Source organism: Saccharothrix tamanrassetensis (assembly GCF_014203665.1).
Taxonomy (GTDB): Bacteria; Actinomycetota; Actinomycetes; order Mycobacteriales; family Pseudonocardiaceae; genus Actinosynnema; species Actinosynnema tamanrassetense.
Genome location: NZ_JACHJN010000006.1, coordinates 44180 through 70520, shown reverse-complemented (window position 1 = coordinate 70520; position 26341 = coordinate 44180). Strand labels below are relative to the sequence as shown.

19 protein-coding genes and 1 tRNA gene are annotated in these 26341 nt (G+C 64.5%); 7 read left to right on the top strand and 13 right to left on the bottom strand.

Going from position 1 to position 26341, the window contains the following annotated elements:
• Positions 1–285 precede the first annotated feature (285 nt).
• The 5 genes from FHS29_RS19790 to FHS29_RS19770 are packed head-to-tail and all read right to left on the bottom strand — an operon-like array spanning position 286 to position 7353.
• Positions 286–753 (bottom strand): DNA phosphorothioation-associated 4-like protein, encoded by a 468-nt coding sequence (locus FHS29_RS19790; RefSeq protein WP_512700867.1) that lies wholly within the window; start codon positions 751–753, stop codon positions 286–288.
• Positions 750–2810, bottom strand: coding sequence for an AAA family ATPase (locus tag FHS29_RS19785; protein ID WP_184692513.1), 2061 nt, complete (start codon positions 2808–2810; stop codon positions 750–752). The genes FHS29_RS19790 and FHS29_RS19785 overlap by 4 nt, the downstream gene beginning before the upstream one ends.
• The gene (locus tag FHS29_RS19780) at positions 2807–3001 is read right to left on the bottom strand and encodes a hypothetical protein (protein WP_184692511.1); all 195 of its coding nucleotides are present in this window, start codon (positions 2999–3001) and stop codon (positions 2807–2809) included. The genes FHS29_RS19785 and FHS29_RS19780 overlap by 4 nt, the downstream gene beginning before the upstream one ends.
• 12 nt (positions 3002–3013) lie before the next feature.
• Positions 3014–5146 (bottom strand): DEAD/DEAH box helicase family protein, encoded by a 2133-nt coding sequence (locus FHS29_RS19775; RefSeq protein ID WP_184692509.1) that lies wholly within the window; start codon positions 5144–5146, stop codon positions 3014–3016.
• Positions 5143–7353, bottom strand: a complete 2211-nt coding sequence (locus FHS29_RS19770; RefSeq protein ID WP_184692507.1) for a sigma factor-like helix-turn-helix DNA-binding protein — start codon at positions 7351–7353, stop codon at positions 5143–5145. The genes FHS29_RS19775 and FHS29_RS19770 overlap by 4 nt, the downstream gene beginning before the upstream one ends.
• A gap of 326 nt (positions 7354–7679) precedes the next feature.
• On the opposite strand from FHS29_RS19770, the gene FHS29_RS19765 reads away from it, so the two are divergent.
• Entirely contained in the window at positions 7680–9116 is a 1437-nt protein-coding gene (locus FHS29_RS19765; protein ID WP_184692505.1) for a DNA phosphorothioation-associated putative methyltransferase, read from the top strand.
• Between the two features lie 4 nt (positions 9117–9120).
• Here the strand turns inward: FHS29_RS19765 and dndA are convergent, their stop codons facing one another.
• Positions 9121–10263, bottom strand: a complete 1143-nt coding sequence (dndA, locus tag FHS29_RS19760) for a cysteine desulfurase DndA (protein ID WP_184692503.1) — start codon at positions 10261–10263, stop codon at positions 9121–9123.
• Between the two features lie 215 nt (positions 10264–10478).
• Between dndA and dndB the strand changes: the two genes are divergently transcribed.
• Genes dndB through dndE form a run of 4 tightly spaced genes read left to right on the top strand, consistent with a single transcriptional unit; the run spans position 10479 to position 15582 of the window.
• Positions 10479–11606 (top strand): DNA sulfur modification protein DndB, encoded by a 1128-nt coding sequence (gene dndB / locus FHS29_RS19755; RefSeq protein WP_184692501.1) that lies wholly within the window; start codon positions 10479–10481, stop codon positions 11604–11606.
• Positions 11603–13183, top strand: a complete 1581-nt coding sequence (gene dndC / locus FHS29_RS19750) for a DNA phosphorothioation system sulfurtransferase DndC (RefSeq protein ID WP_184692499.1) — start codon at positions 11603–11605, stop codon at positions 13181–13183. Before dndB ends, dndC begins: the two co-directional genes overlap by 4 nt.
• Positions 13170–15215, top strand: coding sequence for a DNA sulfur modification protein DndD (gene dndD / locus FHS29_RS19745; RefSeq protein ID WP_184692497.1), 2046 nt, complete (start codon positions 13170–13172; stop codon positions 15213–15215). The genes dndC and dndD overlap by 14 nt, the downstream gene beginning before the upstream one ends.
• The gene (dndE, locus tag FHS29_RS19740) at positions 15205–15582 is read left to right on the top strand and encodes a DNA sulfur modification protein DndE (protein ID WP_184692495.1); all 378 of its coding nucleotides are present in this window, start codon (positions 15205–15207) and stop codon (positions 15580–15582) included. Before dndD ends, dndE begins: the two co-directional genes overlap by 11 nt.
• A gap of 199 nt (positions 15583–15781) precedes the next feature.
• On the opposite strand, the gene FHS29_RS19735 is transcribed toward dndE, so the two are convergent.
• Both FHS29_RS19735 and FHS29_RS19730 read right to left on the bottom strand, forming a co-directional pair.
• The gene (locus FHS29_RS19735) at positions 15782–16672 is read right to left on the bottom strand and encodes an HNH endonuclease family protein (RefSeq protein WP_184692493.1); all 891 of its coding nucleotides are present in this window, start codon (positions 16670–16672) and stop codon (positions 15782–15784) included.
• Positions 16593–17471, bottom strand: coding sequence for a DUF262 domain-containing protein (locus tag FHS29_RS19730; protein ID WP_184692491.1), 879 nt, complete (start codon positions 17469–17471; stop codon positions 16593–16595). Before FHS29_RS19730 ends, FHS29_RS19735 begins: the two co-directional genes overlap by 80 nt.
• Positions 17472–18565: 1094 nt before the next feature.
• Between FHS29_RS19730 and FHS29_RS19725 the strand changes: the two genes are divergently transcribed.
• Positions 18566–19555, top strand: coding sequence for an IS30 family transposase (locus FHS29_RS19725; protein WP_184692489.1), 990 nt, complete (start codon positions 18566–18568; stop codon positions 19553–19555).
• Positions 19556–20308: 753 nt separating this feature from the next.
• On the opposite strand, the gene FHS29_RS19720 is transcribed toward FHS29_RS19725, so the two are convergent.
• Positions 20309–21325 (bottom strand): phosphotransferase, encoded by a 1017-nt coding sequence (locus tag FHS29_RS19720; RefSeq protein WP_312865001.1) that lies wholly within the window; start codon positions 21323–21325, stop codon positions 20309–20311.
• 539 nt (positions 21326–21864) lie between these two features.
• A tRNA-Ala gene (locus tag FHS29_RS19715) sits at positions 21865–21937 on the bottom strand.
• A 121-nt stretch (positions 21938–22058) separates the two neighbouring features.
• Here FHS29_RS19715 and FHS29_RS19710 point away from each other — a divergent pair.
• The gene (locus tag FHS29_RS19710) at positions 22059–23351 is read left to right on the top strand and encodes a phenylacetate--CoA ligase family protein (protein WP_184692487.1); all 1293 of its coding nucleotides are present in this window, start codon (positions 22059–22061) and stop codon (positions 23349–23351) included.
• Here the strand turns inward: FHS29_RS19710 and FHS29_RS19705 are convergent.
• Genes FHS29_RS19705 through FHS29_RS19695 form a run of 3 tightly spaced genes read right to left on the bottom strand, consistent with a single transcriptional unit; the run spans position 23344 to position 26340 of the window.
• The gene (locus FHS29_RS19705) at positions 23344–24120 is read right to left on the bottom strand and encodes a DsbA family protein (RefSeq protein WP_312865000.1); all 777 of its coding nucleotides are present in this window, start codon (positions 24118–24120) and stop codon (positions 23344–23346) included. The genes FHS29_RS19710 and FHS29_RS19705 overlap by 8 nt on opposite strands.
• Before the next feature lie 45 nt (positions 24121–24165).
• Positions 24166–25473 carry an MFS transporter gene (locus FHS29_RS19700; protein WP_312864999.1) on the bottom strand — a complete coding sequence of 436 codons (1308 nt, stop codon included), beginning with the start codon at positions 25471–25473 and terminating at the stop codon, positions 24166–24168.
• A gap of 57 nt (positions 25474–25530) precedes the next feature.
• Positions 25531–26340, bottom strand: coding sequence for a GNAT family N-acetyltransferase (locus tag FHS29_RS19695; protein WP_184692482.1), 810 nt, complete (start codon positions 26338–26340; stop codon positions 25531–25533).
• Position 26341 lies beyond the last annotated feature (1 nt).

Below are 26341 nucleotides of genomic sequence, written 5' to 3'. Positions count from 1 at the left end.
GCGACAGGTCGTCGGGGACAGGCGGTCTACCGGTTACGGTCCTGCAGGGCTTCGTCGGTCAGCCGATGCAGCGGGGCGCCACCCTACGCGCCGGACAAGCGCGAGCCGACGCCGATCTCCTCAAGCAGGAGTGCTGCGCGATCACGCTTGATGTGCAAATAATAGGAGTAACTCCACACGCGAAGCGATTGGGTGCCCGCCACCCACAACGAGCACCCGACCACAAAGAAAGTCAAGCTGAACTGGAATGCTCACCCGCTTAACCGACGACACCTCCTAGAAGTTTCACCAGGTTGTGCCACCGAGGAGTTCTTCAACTGATGCGGCAGTTGCTCCACCCGAGTCGCTCAAGGCGTCGGCCACCAGGTTGGCAACGACCATGGCTGCTGGCTGATGCCGCACGTTGACCTGTTCTTGAATGTACTCGAAGCCACCATTGGCATACTCTTCGAATGACCTGATACGTTCCTCGATACGTTTGTCATCCATGATCTCGGGGTCATCTTTGGCGACATTGGCGGCGATCATGTTGACCAATGCTTCGCTGTACTTGGGAACGATAAGCGTTTCGTAACGGATCGGATCACCGGCCACTGCGGTGAATGGAGCTCGACGGGCAACACGGAATCCGAGCGCAGCAGCGAACAGCAGAATATCCCGGAAAGTGGTGAAACCAGCTTCTTCCTGGAGTTCGAGCATGAGCCGTTCGTAGTGCTGGGGACGACGGACACGTACATCTGTTGATGCATTCACGACGTGATTTCCTTGAGTAGGGCGAAGTCGGTGGCGGCGTGGCGGATATAAGGGTGGGAGTAGCCGCGCAACTCGATGTCCTCTTCAACTGTGCTCGTGAGGCACGTGTGGGTTTCGATGACACCGAGGTGGCTGACATACGGATTGAGCTCAGTCGCCACCTTGCCCAGTCCTTGACTTTTGCTTACGAGCACCACCAGTTGTGGCGCCATCTGAGCCAGCGCCCGGGACACCGCCTCCTGGTAGTTGTGATCGAGCGAACCGAACGCGGCATCCATCACGATCGGGTACGTACCCGCGTCGTCTGCAGACTGCCCCTCGGCCCTGCGTTCCTTCCGGATCTCCCGGGCGAGTTTGGACACAGCTGCCACGAAGCTGAGGCTGAGGATCTGGTTCTCGCCGGTCGACTTCGGAACCGGTAGCTGCACTCCGTCCACATTGGTGTGCAAGGTGAGCTCGAAGCCGTCGCTGAGCGTTGGGACGTAGTTCTTGTGAGTAATGCTCCGGAAGACCGACTTCAGCTCCTCGTCAAGTCGGTGACGCATATCCCTGGTGCGGATCTCCAAGATTTCTTCGAGTGCTCGCCGAACGTTTTGAACCAGATCGGAACGCGCCCTGGCCTTCGCGGCGAGTTCATCGGTCACTTCAGCGTTCTTACGATCTCGGGTCTTCTGCTCGATGTCCTTCACGATCTGTTCCAGATCGTGGCCCACCGCTCCGATCCGCCGCTCTTTCTCACTGCGCCGAGTGTCGAGTTCGATTCGCTTCGACTCCAGGGCTTGAACATTCTCCAGACGACTGTCGCGGAGCTTGCCGTCCAGTTCGGACTTCACTTCTTCAAGCCTGTCGACACGGTCTCGGTGATCACCGATGCGTTTCATGGATTGCCCGAGGTCGTCCCGCAGTGTTCTTCTGTCCGAAGTCATGGGGTCGATTTGGCCGCTGAGCCTCTGCCATACGGTCTCCACAGCTTGAAGCCCGGCTCGCTGTCGCCAACTCGTAACCCTTCCCCAAGGCTCCGTGTGCATCTCCAATGGCGTACCGCAGATGCACTCGCCGGCTTCGAGGAGCTGATCTACAAATTCCCGCTTGAGCGGGGCAGGTAGCGCACCCTTCCGGTACATTGCATCCGCGATGGCTTTGGTGCTATCTGCGAGCTGCTCGGTGAAAGCCAGGAAACCGCGTGTCGCGATAAGGCTTGCACGCTCGCTCAGTGCCGCCTCCAGGGAGTGGCGCGCCTCTTCGAGCTCTTTTGTGACAGTGTCGCGCTGCTGTTGGATCGGCGCCACTTCCGAGTTCTGGCGCAAGAGGTTCATCACACTCTCGCGCTCCTCGTTCAGAGCGTTGAGGTCACTTTCCAGTACCTTCAGCTCCTCCCGCAGCGAACCTTTCCGATCGTTCAAGTCGTCAATGCTCTTCTGGATTTCACTCGCCTTGTCGCCACCGTGTTTGCGGATGTCCGCAGTGAGTCGGCGATCCACCTTGGGCAGGTGAACCAGTGCCCGTTCGACCTGTTCGAGGTCGAGTAGGACTTTGATATCCTGCCGAACCTCGCTGTAGGCGCCTTTCTTGACGAGGTTTTCGATGCGCTCACCGTTGAAGAAGAAGAACCTGCTGACGCCACGGGGCAAGATCGTGTAGATCATTTCCTGCGGAGCACCGACGAGTTCCGACGAGCCGTCTGCCTTCGTGGTCCACATTTGCACGTCCGGCGCGACGGGTGGCTGCTGATCGGAGTTCTTGTGCACACGCGCCCGGCGTTGTACCCGGTAGTTGTGCCCGTCGTGGTCGAACACGACTTCGGCGCTGACATCCACCGAGTCCCCGATGGCAGTTTCGCGCCAGACGCTGTCGGTGACAAGCCGTTGCTGCTGCTCTACATCGTCGGATAACGTGCCGTACAGCACCCAGCTGAAAGCGTTCAGCAAAGTCGTCTTACCGGCACCGTTGGCACCGAAGATCAAGGTTACAGGCTTGATGCTGTCCGAGCGCAGGCTGAACTGCTGCACACCTGCGAATTGACGGAAGTTGGTCAACAGGATCGAGTGCAACCTCACAGGATGATCTCCTTCACTGCAGCGAGCAGATCTTCCGTGGCATCGTAGGCACGGATATTCAGTTTGGCGCGCTCGATTTGCAGAACTCGCTTGAGCAGCGCCTGCTCTTCCGGGCTCAGCTCCTCGAGTACCTGCCTCTCCGTGCGACTCGTAGTACTCACCGACAGATACCCCTCATCATTCCTTGCCACGGTTACCCTGTCTCACAGGTGCATCAACTGGTACCGCTCCTTGAGCGGTCGCAGCGTGTCGAGTGTCGCCTCGTAGTTCTCCGACAACTTGCCGAACTCGTTCGCTCGTTCGAGTTCTCGGGTCAACAAGCTCCGCTCGATGTCGAAGTTGATTGGTGTCCCCGCCGGCGGGACTGCCAGGTAGTCGAAGATCCGGGCTCGGTCCTTGCCGTCGGCCAGGCGCAGCAGTCGGCCTCTGCGCTGGATGAACTGCCGGGGGTTGCTGCTGCTGGCGAGTAGGTAGCCGGTTCGCGCGTCAGGGATGTCGACCCCCTCGTCAAGGCAGCGCATGGCCACGAGCACGCGGAGGTCGTCACCGCTGCCGAAGCGGCGGAGGAGGACCTTGCGTTCAGCGCGAGGCGTATCGGAGATGTACGAATGGGTGGCGAGGCGCAGGTCTCGTCCCACCAGCTGCATCACCTCGCGGAGTTGATTCGGGCCGCGGGGATCGCCCTGAGGCACCGGACGGGTGCCCTCAGCACAGTAAACGAGTTGGAACCACGAGTCGGCGTGTGCGCCGAGGTCGTCGCGCAGCACGGCGAGCTTGCCCTCGGCGTGCCCCAGAACGCCTGCGCGTTGCCGGAGCAGGTGACCGAGTGGCGAGTTCAGGTCGGCGTCAGTGATGCTTTCCCCCGCGGCAACGTACTTCGCGATCTTCGTCGACAGGTCGATGTACAGCTGCGTCTCGTCCTCGCCGAGCTCGACCAGGCGGGGGTGATAGGTGTACCGGCACAACGCACCCGTGTCGATGGCGTCACCGAGCCCGAGTTCGAACACGATGGGGCCGAAGTAGTCGATGAGCGCGTCGGTGCCCTCGTCATCGAACCAGCGCTCCGGGGTGGCGGACAGCGCCAGCCGGTAGGTGGCGTTCGAGGGCATGGACGAACGGTAGGCCGTGGAACCGAGGTTGTGCACCTCATCTGCGATGACCAGTAATGGTTGCGAGATGCGCGACAGAATCGATTGGAACCTGCTTCCCGCGAACGACGCGTTGGTCGCCACCATCGTAACGATCGGCCGTTGCCCGAGCCGCACCTGGCTCAGTTGTTCCTCAACCAAGGGGAGCCACTTCTGACTCGATTCGTACACCGGGATCGGGCGGACACCGAACCCTTCGACCTCTGCAACCCACTGGTCGACCAAGTGCTGCAGCGGCACGATGACGAGCATGACCAACGGTTCTTCGCGCCGCCGCAGGACATCCGCGAGTTTGGTGGCGGCGATCATGGATGTCTTGGTCTTGCCGGTGCCGGTGGCCATCTTGAGGATGCCGCGACCGCGGTGACGGAGCCATGACTCAACCGCCTGGCGCTGGTAGGCGCGAATGGTCAACCAGTTCGGTATGGCGAGGTGGGTTGCTTCGTCCACGGCCACCGGGGGCGACAGCAGTGCGTCGTCGTGTGGCGACAGCGGGCTGTCCCGCTCCTGACCGAGTTTGACGAGGCGGTCGCGCGCGACGTCGGGGAAGTCTTCAACGCGAAGGTTCTGCGTCTGATTTGCCCACAGAGCCTCGAAATCTTCTTCGAGACGCAGAGCGCGAACGCCGTCGCCGTCGACCCAGCTGCGGTACACCTCTACCGACTCGAAGTTCGCGGCCAGCCCACCCAACGTCTCGTTGCTGCTCCCCGTGAAAGCGATGAGATCACCGGCAGCATCCCTGAAGACACCCAGCTTCTCGTGGTAAATACCGATGCGGCCTCGTTGCTCGACGAACGCCAACTTGATGTCTAGCCGGCCCTCGGCGATGAGGCGACCGACTTGACCGAGCCCGTCGAGCACCGAATCACCTTGTTCCGCCTCGAGTTGGCGTTCCGCAGCCCGCGCGATGACGGCCCGGACGTCGTAGCCGCGCTCGATGTCGAGCACGTCGTCCTCGGTAAGATGCGGGGAGGCGATCAGGCGCATCCTGCCGCCCCGCTCGGCGAAGTTTCCGATACCCCTGGCGAATAGGGCCATGCTGGTCGACGTGAAGTAGCCGACGGCGCGGCTGTAGCTGGTCGCGACCGAAAACGCCGGCAGGTAGAAACCCTTGACGACATCTTCCCGGTCGCTGCGGTAGCGCCCCTCGAAATGAAGGCTGCGGAGTCCGTCGGGTCCAGTTGTCACAGCAAGCCCAGGATGTCGTCGACGTCGGTTGTCCGACACGGAGGTCCGACAGCTCGGCCAGTCTCCAAGTATTCCCGAACACCGGCGAGGAGTTCTGCGACGTCGTTGTCGCCGCGCTCTCGGTAAGCACCGATGATGCTGACCACGGGGATGTCGCCGGGTAGCTTGATGGCAGCGGCGAGCGCCTGCCGCGCGGAGACAGCATCCAGATCGGTCGGTGCGCCGATCAGCGCCAGTGCATCGTGCAACGCCTCGCCGCTCGGCTCCGCCACCAACTCCACCTCGAATGTATTGTCGTCCTTGATCACCAGGAAGACATCCCTGTCGGCCGGCACGTCGCGTTCGAGCAGGAACCGGCGGATCGTCCCGAAAGCCGGCTGAGTACCGGTCCAACTGATCACCTGCGGACCGAGAGCGGACTCGAGTTGACGTCTCTCACCGTACTTGAGGCCAAGAATGCTGGCGACAGCCATTGACGCAACGGATCCGCTGCCACGAAGATGGTCGTGGGTGATGCGCACCCGGTAGACCCAGCCGTGGTTCTGCCGGAACATCCGGCTGGTGCGCTCCGGTGCCTTCCTGGCCTCGCGCGACGTGCCCGCGACCCTAACCACGCCTTGGCGGGTCTCGAACGGCGCGGTGCAGGCGTAGGCGACAACGCTGCTCGCGGCCACGTTGTACTTACCGGTGATCCGCTCGATCAAGGTGTCCACATCGATCCTGCCACCCGCTTTGGTCAGCTCCTCACGGATCACCGAGCGCACACCCCGGTAGGCCTCCATACCCCATTCCCTGAGCGCCCAACGATCACGGTCCACCCGCTCGAACCGGTCGTCCAGCGCCACGGCGTTTTTGAGCGAACCCACGTTGCGCTCGTACACAAACCTCTCGACGAGCTCCTGAGCGCTCATCGGCGACCCGGTGATGGAAAGGATCGCCGCGGCGTAGTCACCGACCGACCGGGTTCGAGTCAGCACGTAGTCACCGTCGATGACGTATCCGCAGGTTATCAGCCACTTCTTGGCCAAGTCTCCACGCGATTCGGGAGTGCTTGTCTCGACCAGGTCAAGATCATCGACGTGCACCACGCCGTGCTCGTTGGCGTGCTCGCGCAGGTGGGTTCGTGTCCAGTCCTGCGCGGCACTCAGGGTCGGCACCACGCACCACCCATCCTCGATCTCATAAGCATCGTCGAGGCGGTCGATCACCCGCCACACCGGCCGGCCGACGGACTCGACCGTACCGGCGAGCGCGGGCAAGTGCAGCACCAGGTCGGACAGGGGGCGGACGTATCCGATCATGGTGCGAGCAGCGTTGGCGACCATGTCCAGCGCCCCTACGGCAAGTGCGTCCAACATCGCGGCACGCGCCTTGCCCTCGATCTGACGAACACGCTCGCGCGTCAAGCCCAGCTGCCGACCGAGCTGGTCCAGGGTGACGGGTTCATCGGCGAACAGGCGTTGCTTCAAAATTGTCATCGCTCGCGGGTCGAGGGCGCGAAAGGCCGTGTCGAGCAGACTCGCGGCGTCCCGCCCGAGCGCGTCCTGGCCCAAGATGTCGCTGGCGGACAGCGCGGCCAGCCGCTGCCGCGCCTTCAACACCTCGTCCGGTGTGCCGGTTGGCGACGAGGCACGCAGGAGCGGCTCCGCGGGTAAGCCGATGGCGGCCTGCCACTCGGCGATTCTGGACAGGTCGCCGAAGAGCGTGGCGAGCCAACCAGGGGGCCGTTCGGTAGGAACCGCTTCCCTTCCGGACGAGGTCGGTGGCGACAGGTGGCCGATGTCGGGTGTCGGTTGCGACGTTGACACGTCGGCGAGTGCTCGAAGGATGGCGTCGATCCCGCCCATCCCGACGTTCCGCAGGTCAAGCACGTCTCCGATGGTCAAGCCGACCAACTCGCCGAGCGTGGTGTAGCCGGCGCCTGACGTGAGGGCGTTTCGCGGGCGCGGTGGCAGCTCGAGAGCGGCGATGTGCAGCTGAGGCGGTAGTCCCGGGAATATCTGACCTATCGTCCACCGCGTCAGCCTGTTCATCGCCAGTTCGGAGACCTCTGCCAACCGCTGCCTTCGCTCGTCCGGTGGTGCGTCGGAGATCGCCGCGTCCCACCACGGTGTGTCCGCATGACCAGCGGAGGCACCGCGAAGCCAGGGAAACGCGTCGAGCCACGTCAGAGGGCGCAAGTCGTCGAGCACGAGCTGATCGATCATGCAGAAGGTCTCCTCACCGGTGCCGCCACAGCTACATCGATGACCGCAACAGTCCACCCGTGTTGATCGCAGACAAGGCGCTCTTCGTTTCGCACGCGATCGGGGACGTGAGCAGACGTCGGACCAGGGTCTGTTCGAGACCTTCGACCCGTGCTCGAGCAGGTGGACCTCACCGGCGCGGTTTCGTCCCGCGCACCGAGCCGGGCCGACGATGAGCGCGCACCCTAGTACGCTTCGCCGCATCGGCGACTTACCGCGGGAGTCAACGAACAGGCCACGGTTAACGGTAGGGCGCCTTCTCGACTGTGCGGAGTTGTGGGACGCCCATGTACCAGGCTTGGGGCAGCGAACGCCGGTTGACGGCGATCGGCCGGACGGCGCTGTCGTACCCAGCCCGCCAGGCCCTGGCTGATCGACAGCTCATTCCGGAACGGACGGTCCTCGACTACGGCTGCGGTCGTGGTGACGACGTCAGAGCTTTGACGGACCTGGACTGCAGCGCATCCGGTTGGGATCCGCACTACAAGCCCGACACCCCGCTGACTCCAGCGAACGTCGTCTTGCTGACCTACATCCTCAACGTGATCGAAGACCCTGCCGAAAGGCGGCGCACGCTGGCGATGGCATGGGAACTGGCGAGCACCGTCCTGGTGGTTTCCGCTCGTCTGACCTGGGAGAGGGCCAGGGTCAAGGGCACGGAGTTCAACGACGGGGTGCTCACCGGCAGGCAGACCTTCCAACACCTCTACCATCCAGGTGAGCTGCGCGCGTACGTGGAGCAAGTCACGGGAAGGCGTTGCGTCTCAGCCGCACCGGGCATCGTGTACGCCTTCAAGGACGATACGGCGCGGCTGAGCTACCTGGCCCACCGTGTCGTCCCGGATGCCGCATGGCTCGCTTCAGCGGACACCAGGTCCGCGCTCGCAGCGCTGGTGGACCAGTTCGAGCGCCGCGGCCGGCTCCCCCGCGTCGAGGAAATGCCCTCGGCTGTCGCGGGCTTGCTTGCCCACTTGAAACCGAACGAGCTCAAGCGAATCGCCCGCGACTCGTCCGACCCCGACAAGGTCGCCGAGGGTGCCAAGCGCACGACCCTTCGGACGCTGCTCTTCCTGGCCGTCGAGTTGTTCAACGGTCGAGGTCCCTTCGGGCAGCTCCCGCTCGGCGTGCAGATCGACGTGCGCGCTTTCTTCTCCTCCTACAAGGAAGCATGCCGGCGTTCCGACAGGCTCTTGTTCAAGTTGCGTGATGACCAGTACATCCGCGGCGCCATGAACGCGTCCACCGTCGGGAAGCTGACGCCTACGGCGCTGTACGTGCATCAACGCGCCATCGAACACCTACCGACAGTGCTCCGGCTGTACGAGCATTGCGCTTCGATCGCAGCAGGGCGCCCGCAAGAGTGGACGATCGCCAAGATGAACCACCAAGGCCGAGCGGTAAGTTGGTTGCACTACCCCGACTTCGATAAGGACCCACACCCCCGGATCATCTCGTCCTACCACGTCGACCTGAAAACGCTCGATGCCTCGCACACGTCCTACTCAGCTTCCACGAACCGGCCGCTGCTGCACCGCAAGCACGAGTTCTTGGCACCGCAGGACCTGAACGCCGCGCGGTATGAGCGCCTCACCAGGTCTGAGGTGCGGGCAGGGCTCTACCAGAACCCGCACCTCATCGGTACGGAAGCAGGTTGGGAAGCGGAACTCGAGCGGTGCGGCCGCGAGCTGCGGGGGCATCGCCTGGTGCGACGCACCGGCAAGTGACCGGTCAAGCCCTGCCGGTCTGCATGGCCGCGATCGTCTCGGCCAGCTCCTCGACGTCCAAGCCGGTCGCCTGTCCCGGGTGCCACGACAGCCTCAGCCCGTTCGTGACCACTTGCTGGGGCAGGTCCATGGCCGTCAGCACATGACTGACCGTGTACGAAGCACTCGTGCACGCTGACCCCGTGGCGATGGCGACCTGATCCTTGAGCCGCACGATCAACCTCTCCGCGTCCACGTCGTCGAACGACACGTTGAGAATGTGCGGCACGGCGTGCTCGGGATCACCGTTGATGCGGAAGCGGGTCCTGCTCAGTGCCGCGAGCAACCGCGTGCGCAGTTCACGGCTCTGCTGCAACCAACGCGGGTAGTCGGCGGTGAAGACCTTCGCGGCTTCGGCAAGCCCCATGATCAGCGGAACGGGAAGCGTTCCGGGGCGGAGCTTGCGCTCCTGCCCGCCACCGAACATGATCGGTTGCACCGGAACCCTCTCCCACCCACGACGTCGGGTGACCAACGCTCCGACGCCCTTGGGCGCACCGACCTTGTGGCCGCTGATGCTGATCAGGTCGATAGGCGCCCGCAGGTCCTCGGGCACCTTGCCATAACCCTGAGCCGCGTCCACGTGCAGGTACGTCTGCGTCGACTGGAGCCGCCGGGCCAGTTCGGCGACCGGTTGGATGATTCCCGTCTCGTTGTTGACGTGCATCAACGACACCATGAGGGTGTCCGGCCGCAGCTTCTCCATCACAGCGTCCGCAGCCACCCGACCCGTCGGGCCGGGCTGGAGGTAGTCCACTTCGAAGCCTCGCTCCTGCAAGTGCTCCAACGGTTCCAGCACTGCCTTGTGCTCGATCGCGGATGTCACGATGTGACGCCGACTCGTGCGCTCGCCGTGGGCCGCCATCCCGAGCAGGGCGATGTTGTTGGACTCGGTCGCACCGCTCGTGAAGATCAGCTCGTCGCTCCTGGCGCCCACCGTTCCAGCCAGGAACTCGCGCGCCTGGTGCACAGCCTTCTTCGCCCGAGCACCGTAGTCGTGGGTCCGGCTGCCGGCGTTGCCGAACTCCACGGTCATCCAGTGGAGAACGACCTCTGCCACTCGGTGATCCACCTGGGTCGTCGCAGCCGCATCGAGGTACGTCGTCATGGTGCCTCACTCCCACCGCATCTGCTCGAGCTGGTACGTCGTATAGTTAACGTACGTACGTGCGGAGATCATGCCATGTCGTCCACCCCGGAACCCGCCCCCTCTGGCACGCAGGGCGGCACGGGGTGGGAGACTCGGCACCACCGTCGTGTGATCTGATCGGCGAAGCGGCGTGTACGTTTCCAACTTCACGTACCTACGCTAATGTTCCCGAGGTGGGGATCTCAGCGGCGTCAACCCAGCGCCCCAAGGCGTCAACCGGCTTCGAGTACAGCTTTCCGGCCATCCGCGGCATCCAGGCGGGACGAGAGTTCTACGTGTCGATGTGCCCGCTCCGTCTCATACCGAAGATCTTCCTCTTCGACGAGGACGAGCTGACACCCGAGGTACGAGCCCAGCGGGTTCTCAACAAGGGTCGCTTACCGGCTCTCACCAAGTACATCCTGGACAACCCCGACGACTACGTGTTCAGCGCCCTGACCGCGTCGGTCGACGGCGACATGTTTTTCGACAGCATCAGCGATACAGGACCCGGCATGCGCACTGGCCAGTTGCGCATCCCGATGGACGCCCGCTTCCTGATCAACGACGGCCAGCACCGCCGAGCCGCCATCGAGGCCGCGCTGAAGGAGAACCCGGACCTGGGCGAGGAGACCATCGCGGTTGTCTTCTTCCACGATGCGGGCCTGGAACGCTGCCAGCAGATGTTCGCAGACCTCAACCGCCACGCTGTGCGCCCCGCGCGGTCGATCGGTGTCCTGTACGACCACCGCGACGAGGAGGCCAGCCTCGCTCGACTGCTGTCACTGCGTTGCCCCGTCTTCAAGGGGTACGTGGAGATGGAGAAGAGCACGCTGTCGGCCCGCTCGCGCAAGCTGTTCACGTTGAGCGCGTTGTACTACGGTTCCCATGCGCTCCTCCAAGGGCTCGAACTGGACACCGATGCTGCGGCAGAACTCACACAGGACTTCTGGCAAACGGTGGACAAGGCGATTCCGGAGTGGCGTTTGGTGCGCAGCGGCGAGTTGTCGGCCCCAGAAATCCGGCGCGACTACATCCACAGTCACGGCATCGCCCTCCACTCATTGGGGCGCATCGGCAACTCACTGCTCCGAGAGTCGACCACCCCGAGCAAGTGGAAGAAACGCCTGACCCCGCTCGCCAAAGTGAACTGGTCACGCTCGAACACCGACTGGGAAGGCCGCGCCATCGTAGGCGGTCGTGTTTCGAAGAGCCACCAGAACTTGACCTTGACCGTAAACTACCTCCGTCGACACCTCGACTTGGCTCTCAGCCCAGAGGAACAGCGGGTGGAAGATGCATACATGCGAGGTGAACGATGACGACTTCTTTCCTGCCCCTGCCCATCACTCCTGTACGGCGAAAGCCATTCGGGGGACGTTCGCTGACGGAGGTTGTCTCCGATCTGACTGCGGAGATCCAAGAACTTTACACCGCGGATCAAGTTCCCTGGGTGATCGGATACAGCGGCGGCAAGGACTCCACGGCCGTGCTGCAGCTCATCTGGTTGGCGCTCGGAGACCTGCCCCGGGAGAAGCTTACGAAGCCAGTGCATGTCATCAGCACCGACACACTCGTCGAGAACCCGGTGGTCGCCGCCTGGGTCACGCAGTCGCTCGAGACGATGCGCGACGCGGCCGCGAAACAGGAGCTGCCAATCGAGCCTCACCGGCTCACTCCGGAGGTGAAGGACTCCTTCTGGGTCAATCTCATCGGCCGTGGTTACCCGGCTCCACGTCCGAAGTTCCGCTGGTGCACCGAGCGCTTGAAGATCAAGCCGTCCAATGCGTTCATCCGCAGCGTCGTCGCTTCACACGGGGAGACCATCCTCGTGCTCGGCATCCGGAAGGCGGAGAGCCAGGTTCGCGCCAGGGCGATGGCGAAGCACGAACGCCGACGTGTCCGTGATCGGTTGTCGCCGAACGGCAACCTGCCGAACTCCCTCGTCTACAGCCCTGTCGAGGACTGGACGAACGACGACGTGTGGGAATTTTTGATGCAGGTCCCGAACCCCTGGGGGTACAACAACAAGGACCTGCTGACGATGTACCAGGGCGCTTCGGCAGATGGCGAGTGCCCATTGGTCGTCGACTCCACGACCCCTTCCTGCGGTTCGAGCCGCTTCGGGTGCTGGACCTGCACTCTCGTCGAAGAGGACAAGTCTATGTCGGCCATGATCCAGAATGATGAGGAAAAGGAGTGGATGTATCCGCTCCTAGAGCTCAGGAACAAGCTGGATGCACCTTTCGGGCGGTATGAGGAAGGCGACGAGGACATCCCCCCCGGTAAAGCGGTCGGTGACAAGCGGCCGGACCAGCCGGCACGGGACTTCCGGAAGATGAACGGTAGGATCCAGCTGTTCAACGACGACATCGTGCACGGCCCGTACAGGCAGCAGTACCGGGAGGAGTGGCTCCGCGACCTGCTTCGCGCTCAAACCTGGATCCGCGCGAACGCCCCGAAGAACCTCCACGAGATCGAACTGATCACGCTGGACGAGCTCCACGAGATCAGGCGCCTATGGGTGTTCGAGAAGCACGAAGTCGAGGATTCTCTTCCTCGCATCTACGAAGAAGAGACCGGCGTCCCATTCCCCGGTGATCCGCTTGACGCCCAACTCGTCCTGGGTTCGGAGGAGATGGAGCTCCTGGCCGAAGCGTGCGACGGTGATGAGCTCCACTTCGAGACGATGCGCGAGCTGCTCGCAGTCGAGCGGCAGTACCGGACGATGACGCGCCGAGCCGGTCTGTTCAAGGCTCTGGAGAGCGCGGTCACCAAGGGGTACTACGACGACCGTGAGGACGCGGTCGACTTCGCCAAGCGCAAGAAGAACATGCGCGAGAACATCCCCACCCAGCACACCCTGGACGGAGAGAGCGTCCCCGATGCTCTTGCATAAAGTTTCCCTCGAGGAGTTCGGAGCCTACCGGGGGAAGCAGTCACTCGACCTGCTCACCAGGAAGAACCGTCCTATCATCCTGATCGGCGGTCTGAACGGGTGCGGCAAGACCACTCTCCTGGACGCGATCCAGCTCGCCCTTTACGGTCCGCGTGCGCGGTGCAGTGGTCGTGGCAACCGTCCTTACGAGACTTACCTGCGTGAAAGCATCAACCGCCAGGCCGACCCTACTCGTGGAGCATCTGTCGCGCTCGAGTTCGCCATGCCCATCGAAGGCGAGGAGCACTACTACAGGGTCATCCGCAGTTGGCGCACCAGCGGGAAGTCCGTCAAGGAGTACTTGAGCGTTTGGATCGACGAGAACTACGGCGAGCGCCTCGCCGCCGGGAACCGCCTATCCGTCGACCCCAAGTTGAACTACAGCAAGGCGCTCAGCGAGGGGTGGTCCGACCACGTCGAAGACCTGCTTCCCCTGGAAGTCGCCTCGCTGTTCTTCTTCGACGGTGAAAAAATCGAGTCGCTGGCCGACCCGGAGCGCGCCGCGTCGGTCATTGAGTCGGCCGTCCACTCGCTACTGGGCGTGAACACCGTCGAACAGCTCCGCACCGACCTGCTCGTGCTTCAACGGCGCCAGCGGCTGTCCGGGGAAGACCAGCAGACGCTCGCCAAGATCCGCGAACGCGAACTCGAGCTCGAGGTGGCGATCGAGGCCGTCACCGACGCGGAGCACCGCGTGGCTTCATGCCGAACCCAGCTGGACAGGGTGAAGAAGGAGAGGAAGGCCGTCGAGGATGCCTTCGCGAAGGAGGGCGGGACTCTCTTCAACCGCCGGGAAGAGCTCCAAGCGGAGCGAGATCGTGTAGCGGAAGAGCTCGCAGCCGTCAGGGCCGCGCTGACCCACCTGGCGAGCGGTGCGCTGCCGTTCGCGATGCTGCACGATCAGCTTGAAACCGCAGGTGCTCAGGCTGCTCGTGAGCGGGAAGCGGAACAGGCACGTCAAGTGCTCGGCGTGCTCGAAGAGCGCGATCAGTGGGTGGTCGACATGATCGGTGGATCGACGCCCTCGGAAGCCCACGCGTCACTGTTCGAGAAGCTGGACTCCGATCGCGCCAGGTGGTCGAGTGCGGCTCAGCTGGACGTGACCCTCGGACTGCCGCAGGACTTCTCCGTTCAGCTGGCCGCACTTCGCCAAGCACTGAGCAGCGACATGTCCCGAGCTCGGGAACTGCTGCAGACTTCTCGTGAAGCAGCGGACAAGCTGGCCCAGCTGGAGCGTCAACTCGCCGGCGTTCCCGCCGAAGCGAAGATTGAGGCACTGCAGCAGGCGCTTGAACAGCACCGTGCCGCGGTTGCCGTCGCCGAAGCGGCCTACGCTCAAGCCGTTTTGAACTCAAAAGACCTCAAACGGCGGCGTGACTCCATTGCCAACGAACTGGAGCGAAGCCACCAAGAGCGAGTGAGGACCCTGATCAAGGCAGAGGAGGCGCAGCGGATCGTCTCGTACTCCGACAGGGCCCGCGACACCTTGGAGCGCTTCGGAAACGCCTTGCTGAAGCGCCACATCAATCGCCTCGAAGTTGCTGTCCTGCAAAGCTTCAAGGAGTTGATGCGCAAGCACGATTTGGTTCACGACCTGCAAATCGACGTGGACAAGTTCACCCTCACCCTCTCGAATGAGGAAGGCGAGCCCATCGATCCGGGCCGACTGAGCGCCGGTGAACGCCAATTGCTCGCCGTATCCCTCCTGTGGGGGCTGGTGAAGGTGGCAGGGAACCGACTACCCAGCGTCATCGACACTCCCCTGGGCCGCCTGGACAGCCGACACCGCCAACACCTCGTCGATCGGTACTTCCCGCACGCCAGTCACCAAGTGCTCCTTCTGTCGACCGACGAGGAGATCGACGAGCAGCTGCTCAGCAGGCTGCAGAAGTCGATAGCCCACTCCTACACTCTCGTCCACGACGACACCACCCTCACCACCACGGTCCAGCCGGGGTACTGGTGGGCTACCGGGGGCAGCCATGTCGCTTGATGTTATTCGCCTCTCGCGACCGGCACGGGATCGGCTCGTCCGCCTCAAGAGGACTACCGGTATTTCGCACTGGAACGTTCTGTGCCGGTGGGCACTGACCATATCGTTGAAGGACCCTTCCACTCCCCTGGTGAAGGAAATCGTCACGGACTCGAACGTCGAGATGTCGTGGCGGACCTTCGCAGGCCAGTACGGCGACATCTACCTCGCACTCCTGAAGCAGCGCTGTATCAGCGATGGCGAGGTTCCCACCGACGAGGTCGTATCGCGGACATTGATCATCCACCTCCACCGCGGAATCGGTTACCTCGGTGGAAACAAAGAGATGAACTCCATCGAGGGGATGATTTCTAGCGTCAGCAGTTGATGGCACTGCGGCGGGCTCGAGGGTCGGCCCGCCGCCGGGCTACGAATCTGTTATCACGCCTCTCAGAAATGGGGTCACGAGTCACAGTGGAGTACGGCGAAGCTCCTGCGAGGCAGTGGCCAGGCGCAGCCTCGTCGGCGTTGGAGACTTCGCTTGCTTGTCGCGTGCAGCTACCGCTCCGCTCGGTGTGCCCGTTCGCTCAACGAGGCCATGTGGCGACAGCAAGCTTCGCCAGACGTCGCTGACGCCTGTCAATCTCCTCGGGGCCCCAATCTTCTTCCTGAGCCACTTCAGCGGTGAGCACAAAAGCACTATTGGCGAGTACCGTCCTCTTATCGGAGAAAGGCTTGTTGCCAAGTCGACTGTTGGAGCCTTTCTGCAGTAGGACCATGTTGCCGATTCGGTGGGTCCAAGCGGCCACATCTCCCGAGTTCGTAATGCCCACCCACTCCTCCGACTTTGCGTTCCGGGGAAGCACGTGCTCCAGATTGACCTCGTCCGGATTCGGATTGGGAACGTTCTCGGGCTCCTTGCCGCGACTGTGCTTTTCGAGCGAGCGCAGATAGTAGCGGGCCAGCGATGTCTTCGTCACCCGAGTAATCGCGAATTCGGCTTCGAACTCGGCGTCACCGGCGATCACGTCGACGATATTGTCGTAAACTTCCCGAGCGGTTGTAATATTACTGTTTCGGATACTGCGGGCAACGTTGCAGTACACGTCCTCGATCTTGCCAGAGTTTATCGTGCCGAGAGTGAGCGCCCGAACCGACCAATTGACCAGCCTGGCAGACAGGGAACGGATCTCTTTCGGCTCGAATGTCTCGATGGCCGCCAGCAGGAGCGGCCGGTTCGGCAGGAGGTTAAGCTCGATCAAAACCTCCATGTTGTTCCTGGTGGCCGGATCGTAGCCCTTCCAGAGCTCGTGCTCCGGATTAGTGAGGGCGGCGTACTTGACTGCCTCGTGTTCAAGCTGTACCGCGAAATCGGATACTTCCGACTCCGTAGCGATACTAGCTTTGATCTTGCTGTACAGGTCTTTCTCGCGGGTCAACCCCTGCTTTGAACTCCAGAAGTGCCGCAGGTACGTCATGAACTTCGCGTCCGCTGCCGTCAGCTCCAGAGTGCCGAAGGGTTCGAGCCCAATGGTGCTGGGTGAACTTGAGTCGGTCGCCGGAGCGGCCGTACAGGTAGTTCTTCAGGAGGTCTGCCGCTGTGAGAGCCGCACCACGATCGTTCAGGGTTTCGAAGATGATGTACGCATCAGCTTCGGTGGAGACCTCGATGACCCCGATCTTCGCTCGATCATGCAGGAACTCCGTCCACTCCAGCAGGCCGCTTACACCGTGCCTCTTCGCGAGCATCTCGATCTTCTCGGACAGGAAGTCGAATGCCTGCTTCATGCGCCCCTGCGAGGGAACCTTGGGGTCCGGAGACCTACCTGCATCCGCCACGATCAGTGTGTCGAAGTAGTCAGCATCCTCAATATTGAGCTTAAGCCGCCGCTCCTTCCCGGAAGATTTGATGGTCTCCTTGGCGAGGAAGTCGCGCTCAACAACTCCGGCTTTTTCGCTCCCGAGTGCGCTCAGGTGGTTCCTGATTGCCGCCAACAGCATCGACGTCGTAGCGAGGCGCTGCTGCCCGTCGATGATGGTGCGCCGGTTGCTATCACTACTCCGCGAGAGCACGACCGTACCGAGGAAGTACTCCTCACTCGTTGCGGCGACTCGCTCCAAGTCGTCCCAATACTCGTCGATCTGTCGCTCGCCCGAGACGTTCCACGAGTATGAACGCTGGTATTGTGGAACAGAGAGCTCTCGTGATTCCAACAGCTCTCCGATGCCGACAAGGTCAAAACTGATGGAGTGGCGATCCGGTGAAGTGCTGCTCATCCACCATACGGTAGCGCATCCAGCAAGCTCTCATATGGGGTTGGCGATGTCCGGCTTGCGAGAGGGCGGCGCGAACGAAGAAGCCGGTGGGCGGGATGGCGTTGGATGCGATGCGACCTGCGGCGAACGACTCGAGTAACGGTGCTGGTGACCGTGGCTAGACGAAGTGGCTTGAACTCGACGGTGTGCCTGCGCGCGTTACAGGGGGTTCCACCGAGTAACGTGTAGCGTGGCTCCGCGGAGTCGACGCGAGGAAGCAGGATCGTGTTCGCCGCTGTTCGAACGGTCGTTGTCTCGCTGGCTGAGGTGACTCTGAGGACCGCCGGTGGCTGCCACAGCACCCATTCCACTGTTCGGCCCCACACGGACCGTCCACTCATCCCGGCCACCGCCAAGATTCGCCGTCCTACCGCCGGAGACAGAGTTCGGATGGTCAGGTCATGGGATGTTCCTACCCCATGTCCCACGCCTAGCACGGCTTCGGTTGGCCACAGATGCCAAGTGCCGCTCTATGTCGTGGATTGCAAACTGCCCACGGACGCTTCGACGGCGAAGGCCTGTCCGCGCTCCGACAGGATTGCGCAAAGGTTCCCAAGATCAGCGACGTTGACCCGTCGTTGACGTCCGGTGATCGACGCGTTGGTGTCTATCGGCTACCGATGCAGCGTTTGAGCACGACACCGCGGGTGAGAGGTCCGTCAGAAAGCAGCCCTATCCCGTAATCGGTGATGACTTCGAGTAGCCTCCGGCGATTATGATCTTGTGATGGATGCCGATTCCCTCGTGGAAGGGGTTCCGGACTGTCGGCGTTGGCCGTTAAGGACGTGACAGAGAGCGTTGGTAATGTAGTACTCACGGTCCGCACTCGCGACGTGCCCTGCTGTGTTCGGCGTGCGGACTGCGAAGGCGAAGGTGCACGGGTATCACCACCGGACAGTAAGACGCTTTTGATCGTGGTTGGGCCTTCACCCCGAATGCTGGACACGGGGTGCGGTTTGGGTCAGCGTAGCTGGTGTCGGGGTCAGGCTGGGCGGTGTCATACGGTCATGGCGACAGTAGTTGTGATCCTGTCCGTTGATCGTGGGGGTTGTCGTATGGCCGGTGGCGTGTTGTTGTCGTTCGAGGAGCGGGAGTTGAGTCGGAACGCGCGTTGTTCGACCCGTGTCCTGGGGGTGCTCCTGGGTCGGCATCATTCGACGGTGGCGCGGGAGATCGCCGCGAACGGGGGCCGCCGTGGTTATCGGGCGGTGCGGGCGCAGTGCCGGGCCGCCGACCACCGCCGACGGCCCAGGCTCCGTAAACTGGAGTCGTCGGCCCGGTTGCACGACGCGGTGAACACCGGACTCGCCCGGAAATGGTCGCCGCGGCAGATCGGCCGGCGGCTGCGCCTGGACCACCCGGACGATCCGGAGATGCGCGTGTCGCACGAGACGATCTACCGATGCCTCTACCTCCAGGCCCGCGGCGAGCTGCGCACCCAACTCAAGCTCGCGCTGCGCCAGGGCCGGGTCCGGCGGGTCGACCGCACCCGGCCGGCCGCCTCCCGCCAGTACATCAAGGACATGGTCCACATCAGCGACCGCCCGAAAGAGGCCGACGACCGCGCCGTCCCGGGCTTCTGGGAAGGCGACCTGATCATCGGACGCGGCAACGCCTCCCAGATCGCCACCCTGGTCGAACGCACCACCCGCTTCCTCATGCTCGTGCGCATCCCGCACGACCGCAACGCCCAACGCGTCGCCACACTCCTCGCCCGCAAGATGGAGACCCTCCCGGAATTCCTGCGCCGCAGCGTCACCTCGGACCAGGGCCGGGAAATGGCCCGCCACGCCTACTTCACGATGCGCACCGGCATCCCGGTCTACTTCTGTGACCCGCACAGCCCCTGGCAACGCGGCAGCAACGAAAACACCAACGGCCTCCTCCGCCAGTACTTCCCCAAAGGCACCGACCTGTCCGTCCACACCCAAGCCGACCTCGACAAGGTCGCCGCCGAATTGAACGGACGCCCCCGCCAGACCCTCGACTGGCGCAAACCGATCGAGGTCTACAACGACCTGATCAACACCCACACGTCGCCATGACCACTTGACCCCACCCTGGTTTCGTAGTCGATCAGGGTCTTCTGGCTGAGGCGGGAGTGGCGTCGTCGGGTGTTGTAGCGGTGCAGCCAGCCGAAGACGGTTAGCCGCTTCCCTTGCACTGCACCAACTTTGAGATCCTCGGACGGTCTCACGTTTGGGGATGCGTTGAGGCTTCGGCGATGTTGTCGACCGAGCTGCCGAAGGTGCCCATGTACCGGGTCACCCCAGTGGATTGCCAGGTCTCGACAAACGCCCGAGCGCTGTATTGGGCGCCGTGGTCGCTGTGAAAGATCGCTCCGGCCAGGCTGCCCTGCGTACGCTGCGCGGCGTGCAGGGCTCAGCGACCAGCGCGGTGCGCATGTGGTCGGCGAGTGCCCAGCCGACCAGGCGGCGCGAACACAGGTCCATCACGGTCACGAGATAGCGGAACGTCGAGATGGCGGAACGTGTCGTCGGCGATAGGCAGGTAGGTGATGTTGCCGACGTAGCGGGGTGTAGAGCGTCTGGGCGGTGAAGTCGCTACGACCTTGCCGGGGCTCTGGACCGCATCAAAAGTGAGTGTCCCGCTTCCAGGGCGATGAACTGTCACCACCGGGTTCCGTCGCAGCCAATGGTCGAAGTGTCATCCTGCCCGGACGCACCTGTCGGGCTGGCCTGCCGGCACGACGAGGGATGCGGCGGTGTTGCCTTGCCCGGTCAGGTCATCGTCGGCGCGTCGCTCGAAGGCGGTCAGCCAGGGGCTGCGCGGCGGGCCTACGGCCTGCGCGAGCCGGCGTCAGCACGACGGAGGCGCTCGCGGGCCTCATCCTCCGACAGTGAGGTGACGGGCTGCCCGACCGTATGCTGATACTTGGCGTCATAGGCCCTGGTCCAGACGCCTGCCGCCCACGACCGCCGCAGCTCGCCGGCGCTGAACTGTCGGCCACGCACATGGCAGTACGCGTCGAGGAACCGCTCAGTTTCCTCGACGGTGGCAAGCTCGTCCGCGCTGACGGTCGAATACAGTGCGGCAGCGAAGCCCACCAGGACGGCTTCGCTCTCCGCGATCACGCTGTCCCAGTCGTGCACCACCAGCAGCGCTTCGCCGCTCCAGCGCAGATTGCCGGCAAGCCAGTCGCAGTGACCGATCACGGAATCGGACCCGCCGGCTCGCAGCCGGTCACGGGCACGCCGCCCGGCATCGTTGATCCACTCCGCGCCGGCCAACGCGTTGAGGTCGACATCGGGGTCCTCCTCCGAACACGGCCACAGTCCTTCCCCGGCGTGGTTCCAAGCCGCCCACGACGGTGCCGGGGCGAGCGAGGACACCTCGGCCGGCCGAGGTGCCAGCCGGATCAGCCGCGCCAACGCCTCGGCGAATGCCAGGGCCGCGTGGTCCGTGCTCGGGAGCACGTCGCCGCCGGGCACAAAGGTCTCCGCAGTGGCGATATCGCCGTCGAACGACGTTGCGCCGGTGAGCGGCCGGGGGCAGGGATAACCGGCCTGGAACAAGTGGCGCTGGACTTCGACGCAGGCCGATACCCGCGGCGAGTCCGGACGAACCTTGACCACGACCTCGCGGTCATCGGCCAGCCGCAGCCCGATGACAGCGGACAGGTGCCCGGATCGGAACAACTCCTGCGCCGGTGGGCTGCCCAGGTGCTCCCTGCACCACCGGGCAAGGCGACCGAGATCGACGGCACGTGCGCGAGGTGACACAGGAACATCCTCACGGATCCGGCCTACGCCCGCACCCAACTTGGCGAGCTTCATTTCAAGGGTCGATCCCACCGCCACCTTCAGCTGGACAGGACAACACGAGGTGATCCCGCGCGAGCAGGTCGAACCGCCGAGTCCGGCGCCACAGGCACCGGTACCGGTTGCTGTCCGCCTTGGACGACTGTGCCGTGATCGGGAACCTCCCGACCCACACGATCCGGCCAACCCGGCTCGGGCAACCAGACCGCCCGGTGTCCGCACACCAACTGAGCAGCGCGAGGGCGACGACAGCACCTGGCACAAAATGGCGTAGCAGGGACGGGCCAACCGCGGTTCGGGGCACGAGACGTCCACTGCGGACCCCACGGGACCACCTGGGCATTGCAACATTGGCGGCGACTACGGCGACCGGAAAGTTCTCTAAAGCGGATCCACCCAGGCGGATTGATAAGACCTGGAGCACACAGCTGACAACATTTCGTTCGGAGCGACCGCCTGCTCCAGATTTGCTCCGGATCAGCCAGCACAGTCCACCATGGACTCGAAGACAAGATCGCCCGCTAACTGCATTACCGCAGGTCAGCGGGCGATTCTCAATCAGTATCAACTTGTGGAGCTGAGGGGACTCGAACCCCTGACCCTCACACTGCCAGTGTGATGCGCTACCAGCTGCGCCACAGCCCCGTACAGGCACGTTCCCGGTGGTCAGCCCGCCGTTCTCGTGTGGCAATACCGTACAACATCGGCCCCGGCGGATGGAAATCGGGGGTACCGGGGGTGCGTTCGGGCTGCTAGACCGGGGTGCATGGGTGTCTCGTCGTTGGTCGAGCCGGATGCCGAAGGCGTCCGGGCGGAGGTTCGTCGGGGTGTGCAGGAGCGGCGGCTTCGGATGTTGGTGGAGCGGCTGTTGACGGCCGACGGCGTGCAGGCCGGGCGGTTGCGGGAGGTTGGGGTTCGGGGTGGTGGGGATGTGTCGCTGGACGAGTTGTGGCGGCTGCCCTTCGTGACCAAGCAGGACCTTTGGGACCACTACCCGATGGGTTTCCAGGTCGACCGGCGGATTGTGTGCATCCACGGGTCGTCGGGGACCGGTGGGCGGCCGACGCTGGTCCCCTACACGGCTCACGACGTGGACGTCTGGGCGTCGGTGATGGCTCGGGCACTGGGTGGCGCCGGCGTCACGTCGCGGAGTCTGATCCACAACGCGTACGGGTACGGGCTGTTCACCGGCGGGCTGGGGGTTCATCACGGTGGGATGCGGTTGGGTGCCACCGTGCTGCCGCTGTCCGGCGGGATGACGGAGCGGCAGGTGCGGTTGATCGCCGACCTCAAGCCCGATGTGTTGTGCTGCACGCCTTCCTACGCCATCCACCTCGGCGAAGCGTTGCGGCACAGCGGGGTCGAGCCCACCTTCCGCGTCGGCGTGTTCGGCGCCGAGCCGTGGACCGACGGGATGCGCGAGCAGATCCGGTCGCTGCTCGACCTAAAAGCTCTCGACATCTACGGGCTCTCCGAGATCATCGGTCCCGGTGTGGCGTGTGAATCCCTTGACTCGCAGGGAATGCTGAACGTCGCCGAGGACCACTTCCTCGTAGAGGCCGTGGACCAGGACGGAAAGCCGGTGCCGGACGGGACGCCGGGCGAGCTGGTGTTCACCACGTTGACCAAGACGGGGATGCCGTTGCTGCGCTACCGGACCGGGGACGTGGCGACGTTGGCCCCGCCCGTGCCGGACAGCCCCCGCACGCTGCGCCGGATGAGCAAGGTGTTGGGGCGCCGGGACGACATGCTGGTCGTGCGCGGTGTCAACGTGTTCCCCACCGAGATCGAGAGCGTGCGGCTCGCCGACCCGCGGGTCAGCCCGCACTACCTGATCGTGGAGGACCGCCGCGCCCGCCCCGAGCTGTGGGTGGTCGTGGAGAGCGCGCAACCCGAGGGCCTGCGGCAGAACCTGACCGATGCCCTCCGGGAACGGCTCGGCATCACGTGCAAAGTCGTGGTCGCACCCGGGGGCACGGTGCCGCGCACGGAGACCGGCAAGGCGCAGCGGCTGGCCCGGTGGAACGAGGGCCGGCCGCCGGTCGCCGGGCTCACTTGACCAAGTTGGTCAGCCAGTTCTCGTCGCGCACGTCGACCTTCTGCTCCCCGGACGCGACGGAGGGCGTGCCGCCGAAGTACGGCTTGCCGCGCACCTGGTCCAGCTCCGCCTGGGTGTCCTTGTCGTACGTGTCGCCCTCGACGCAAGCCTTGAACGTGTCGCCGGTGATCCCCAGGTCGGTCCCGAGCTTCACCAGCTCCTGCTTGGTGTAGCCGGGGCCGCCCTCGTCGGGCTGCTCGGCGAACAGGGTCTCGTGGTACTCCCAGAACTTGCCCTGGTCGGCGGCGCACAGCGCGGCGTTCGCCGAGTCCTTCGAGTAGCCCGCCGGGTCGGACATCCGCACCAGGAACGGCAGCGCGTGGTAGCGCACGCGCAGGGTGCCCTTCTCGATCTCCTGCTTGATCTGGTCGCCGTAGATCTTCTTGAACTGCCCGCACGCCGGGCACAGGAAGTCCTCGTACAGGTCGATGGTGGCCTTCGCGGTGTCCTTGCCGACGACGACCACGCCGCCTTCGCGCTTGACCGGCGCGGCCACCGAAGCCACGTCCTTCGGCGGGGTCAGGCTGCCGCCGGAGCCCGACTTGGACCAGATCACGCCGCCCACCACGACCAGCGCCAGCACCGCGACGACCACGACGCCGATGACCACCTTGGTCCGGTCGCCCTTCGCCCCGCGGGCCGCCGCCACCGCCCTGGCCGCCTGCTGCTCCTGCTTCTTCTTCCGAGCGTTGCGCTCAGCGCCACCCACGTCCCCGGTCCCTTCCGTCACCTGCGGCCGCAGGCTACCGAGGGATGCTGAGCAGAACCTGAGTGATCACGCTTCCGGCTGACGCGGCCGGCCCGCGAGCCGTTCGCCGGTCGGCACCTCGGGGCCTTCGTCCAGGCACCCGGCTTCGGTCGCGACGACCTCGGCGACGTGCTCGGAGGGCTCCCTGGGCAACGTCTCGGGCGCGAACGCCCACACCACCAGGGCGATGACCATCATGACCCCCGTCAGGGTGAACGCCGCGCCGTACGACACGTGGTCGACCAGCACGCCCGCGAGCAGCGGGCCGATGATCGCGCCGCAGTCGGTGACCATCTGGAACGCGGCGAGCACCGGCCCGCCCTTGGCCTTGGTCCCGATGACGTCCGCGACGACGGCGTTCTGCGGCGGGTTGAGCAGGCCCGCGCCGATGCCCGCGACCAGCGACGCCACCATGAACATCGGCACGCCGGTGGTGAAGCCCAGCCAGATGGTGCCGACCGCGGACACCGCGAGCCCGGCCATGCCCACCGGCTTGCGCCCGATGGTGTCGGACAGCTTGCCGGAGATCATCAGCACCGCCGCGTTGCCCGCCGCGAACACCGACAGCGAGATGCCGGCGATGGCGGGACTGCCGTGCAGCGCCTCCACCACGAACAGCGGCACCAGTGAGATCCGCACGCCGAACACGGCCCAGCCGTTGGCGAACCCGGACGCCAGCGCGGCGCGGTAGGCGGGCGAGCCGAGCGCCTGGCCGACGCTCAGCGACGTCTGCTGCCGGTTGGTGTCCAGCGCGGCGAGGGTGGACCGCCGCAGGAACCACCACACGAAGATCGCGGCGAGCACCAGCGCGGCGGCGTAGACGATGAACGGCAGCCGGATGGAGAACTCGGCGAGGGCCGCGCCGACGATCGGGCCCGCGATGTTGCCCAGCAGGAAGCCGGTGGCCCACAGCCCGGCCGCCCGGCCGCGCATGGGCGCCGGCGTGATCCGGATGAGCAGGCCGACGGCGGCGACGGTGAACATGGTGGAGCCGACGCCCGCGAACGACCGGAAGACGATCAGCTGCCAGTACGCGGTGGCGAACCCGCACAGCCCGGTGCCGAGCGCCACGATGAGGATGCCGACGATGTAGGTCCGGGTCTCCCCGAACCGGCTGACCAGCCGGCCGCTCACCGGCGCGAACAGCAGCCTGACCAGGGCGAACGCGCTGACGATGGCGGACACGGCGGTGGTGCCGACGTCGAAGCTCTTGGCGTACGCGGGCAGCACCGGTGCCACGATCCCGAAGCCGATGGCGATGATGAAGCTCGCCACCACGAGCACCCACACCTCGCCGGGCAGTCGGGGCTTGGACCGCACGTCGTTCCCCGACACGGTGCCCTCCATTCTCCGTTAGCTGTGCTAAGGATATGCGGTAGGGCAACCAAAAGCTCAATCCAACAGCTCGTCGACCCTGCGTGCATACGCCGTGACCGGATAACCGGTCTCGAACCCGCACGCCTCCGCGAACCGCTCCCCCGCCCCGCCCTCGGCCACGTGCGCGACCACCAGCAGCGCCCCGAGGTCGTGCAGGGCGGCCACCACACCGTTCACCAGCGCCGACCCGACGCCCCGACGCCGCCGCGCCGGCCGCACCACGACGTGCTCGACCAGCCCGACGCCGCGCTCGCCGAAGCCGGCCGCGAACCCGGCGAGCCGGTCCCCGTCGTCCACCGCGACGAACACGCAGCGCGGGTCGTCCAGCCGCTGCCCGAGGTGCCGCACGAGCCGCGCCGGGTCCGTGCCCAGGTCGTCGGCGAGCAGCACGGCCATGCCTTCGAGATCCGCGTCCACGGCCGCCCGCACGGTCGACTCGCGGACCGCTCCCCGGTGCACGACGGCCAGCGACTCCTCGACCGCGTACCAGCCGGCGTCGTCCGCGATGCCCTCGATCTCGGCCACCGTGGTCGGCGACGCGTACACCACCGCCTCGGCCCGCCCCACGTCCGCAAACGATTGCTCCAGCCGCATCAGCGTGCCCGCGACCTCCGCCGACGAGCCGTACAGCGCGCAGGCGTGGTTCCCCAGCGGCAGCGGGTTGTCCCGGTTCACCACCACCTGGGCGCACCCGACCCGCCCGACCTTGCCGTACCGGACCGCACCCGACGCCAGCCGCGCCGCCTCCACCAGCCCGGCCAGCTCACGTGCCCGGTACGGGTCCAGCAGTTCGGGGTCGTCGGGGTCGTGCAGCGGATCAACCACC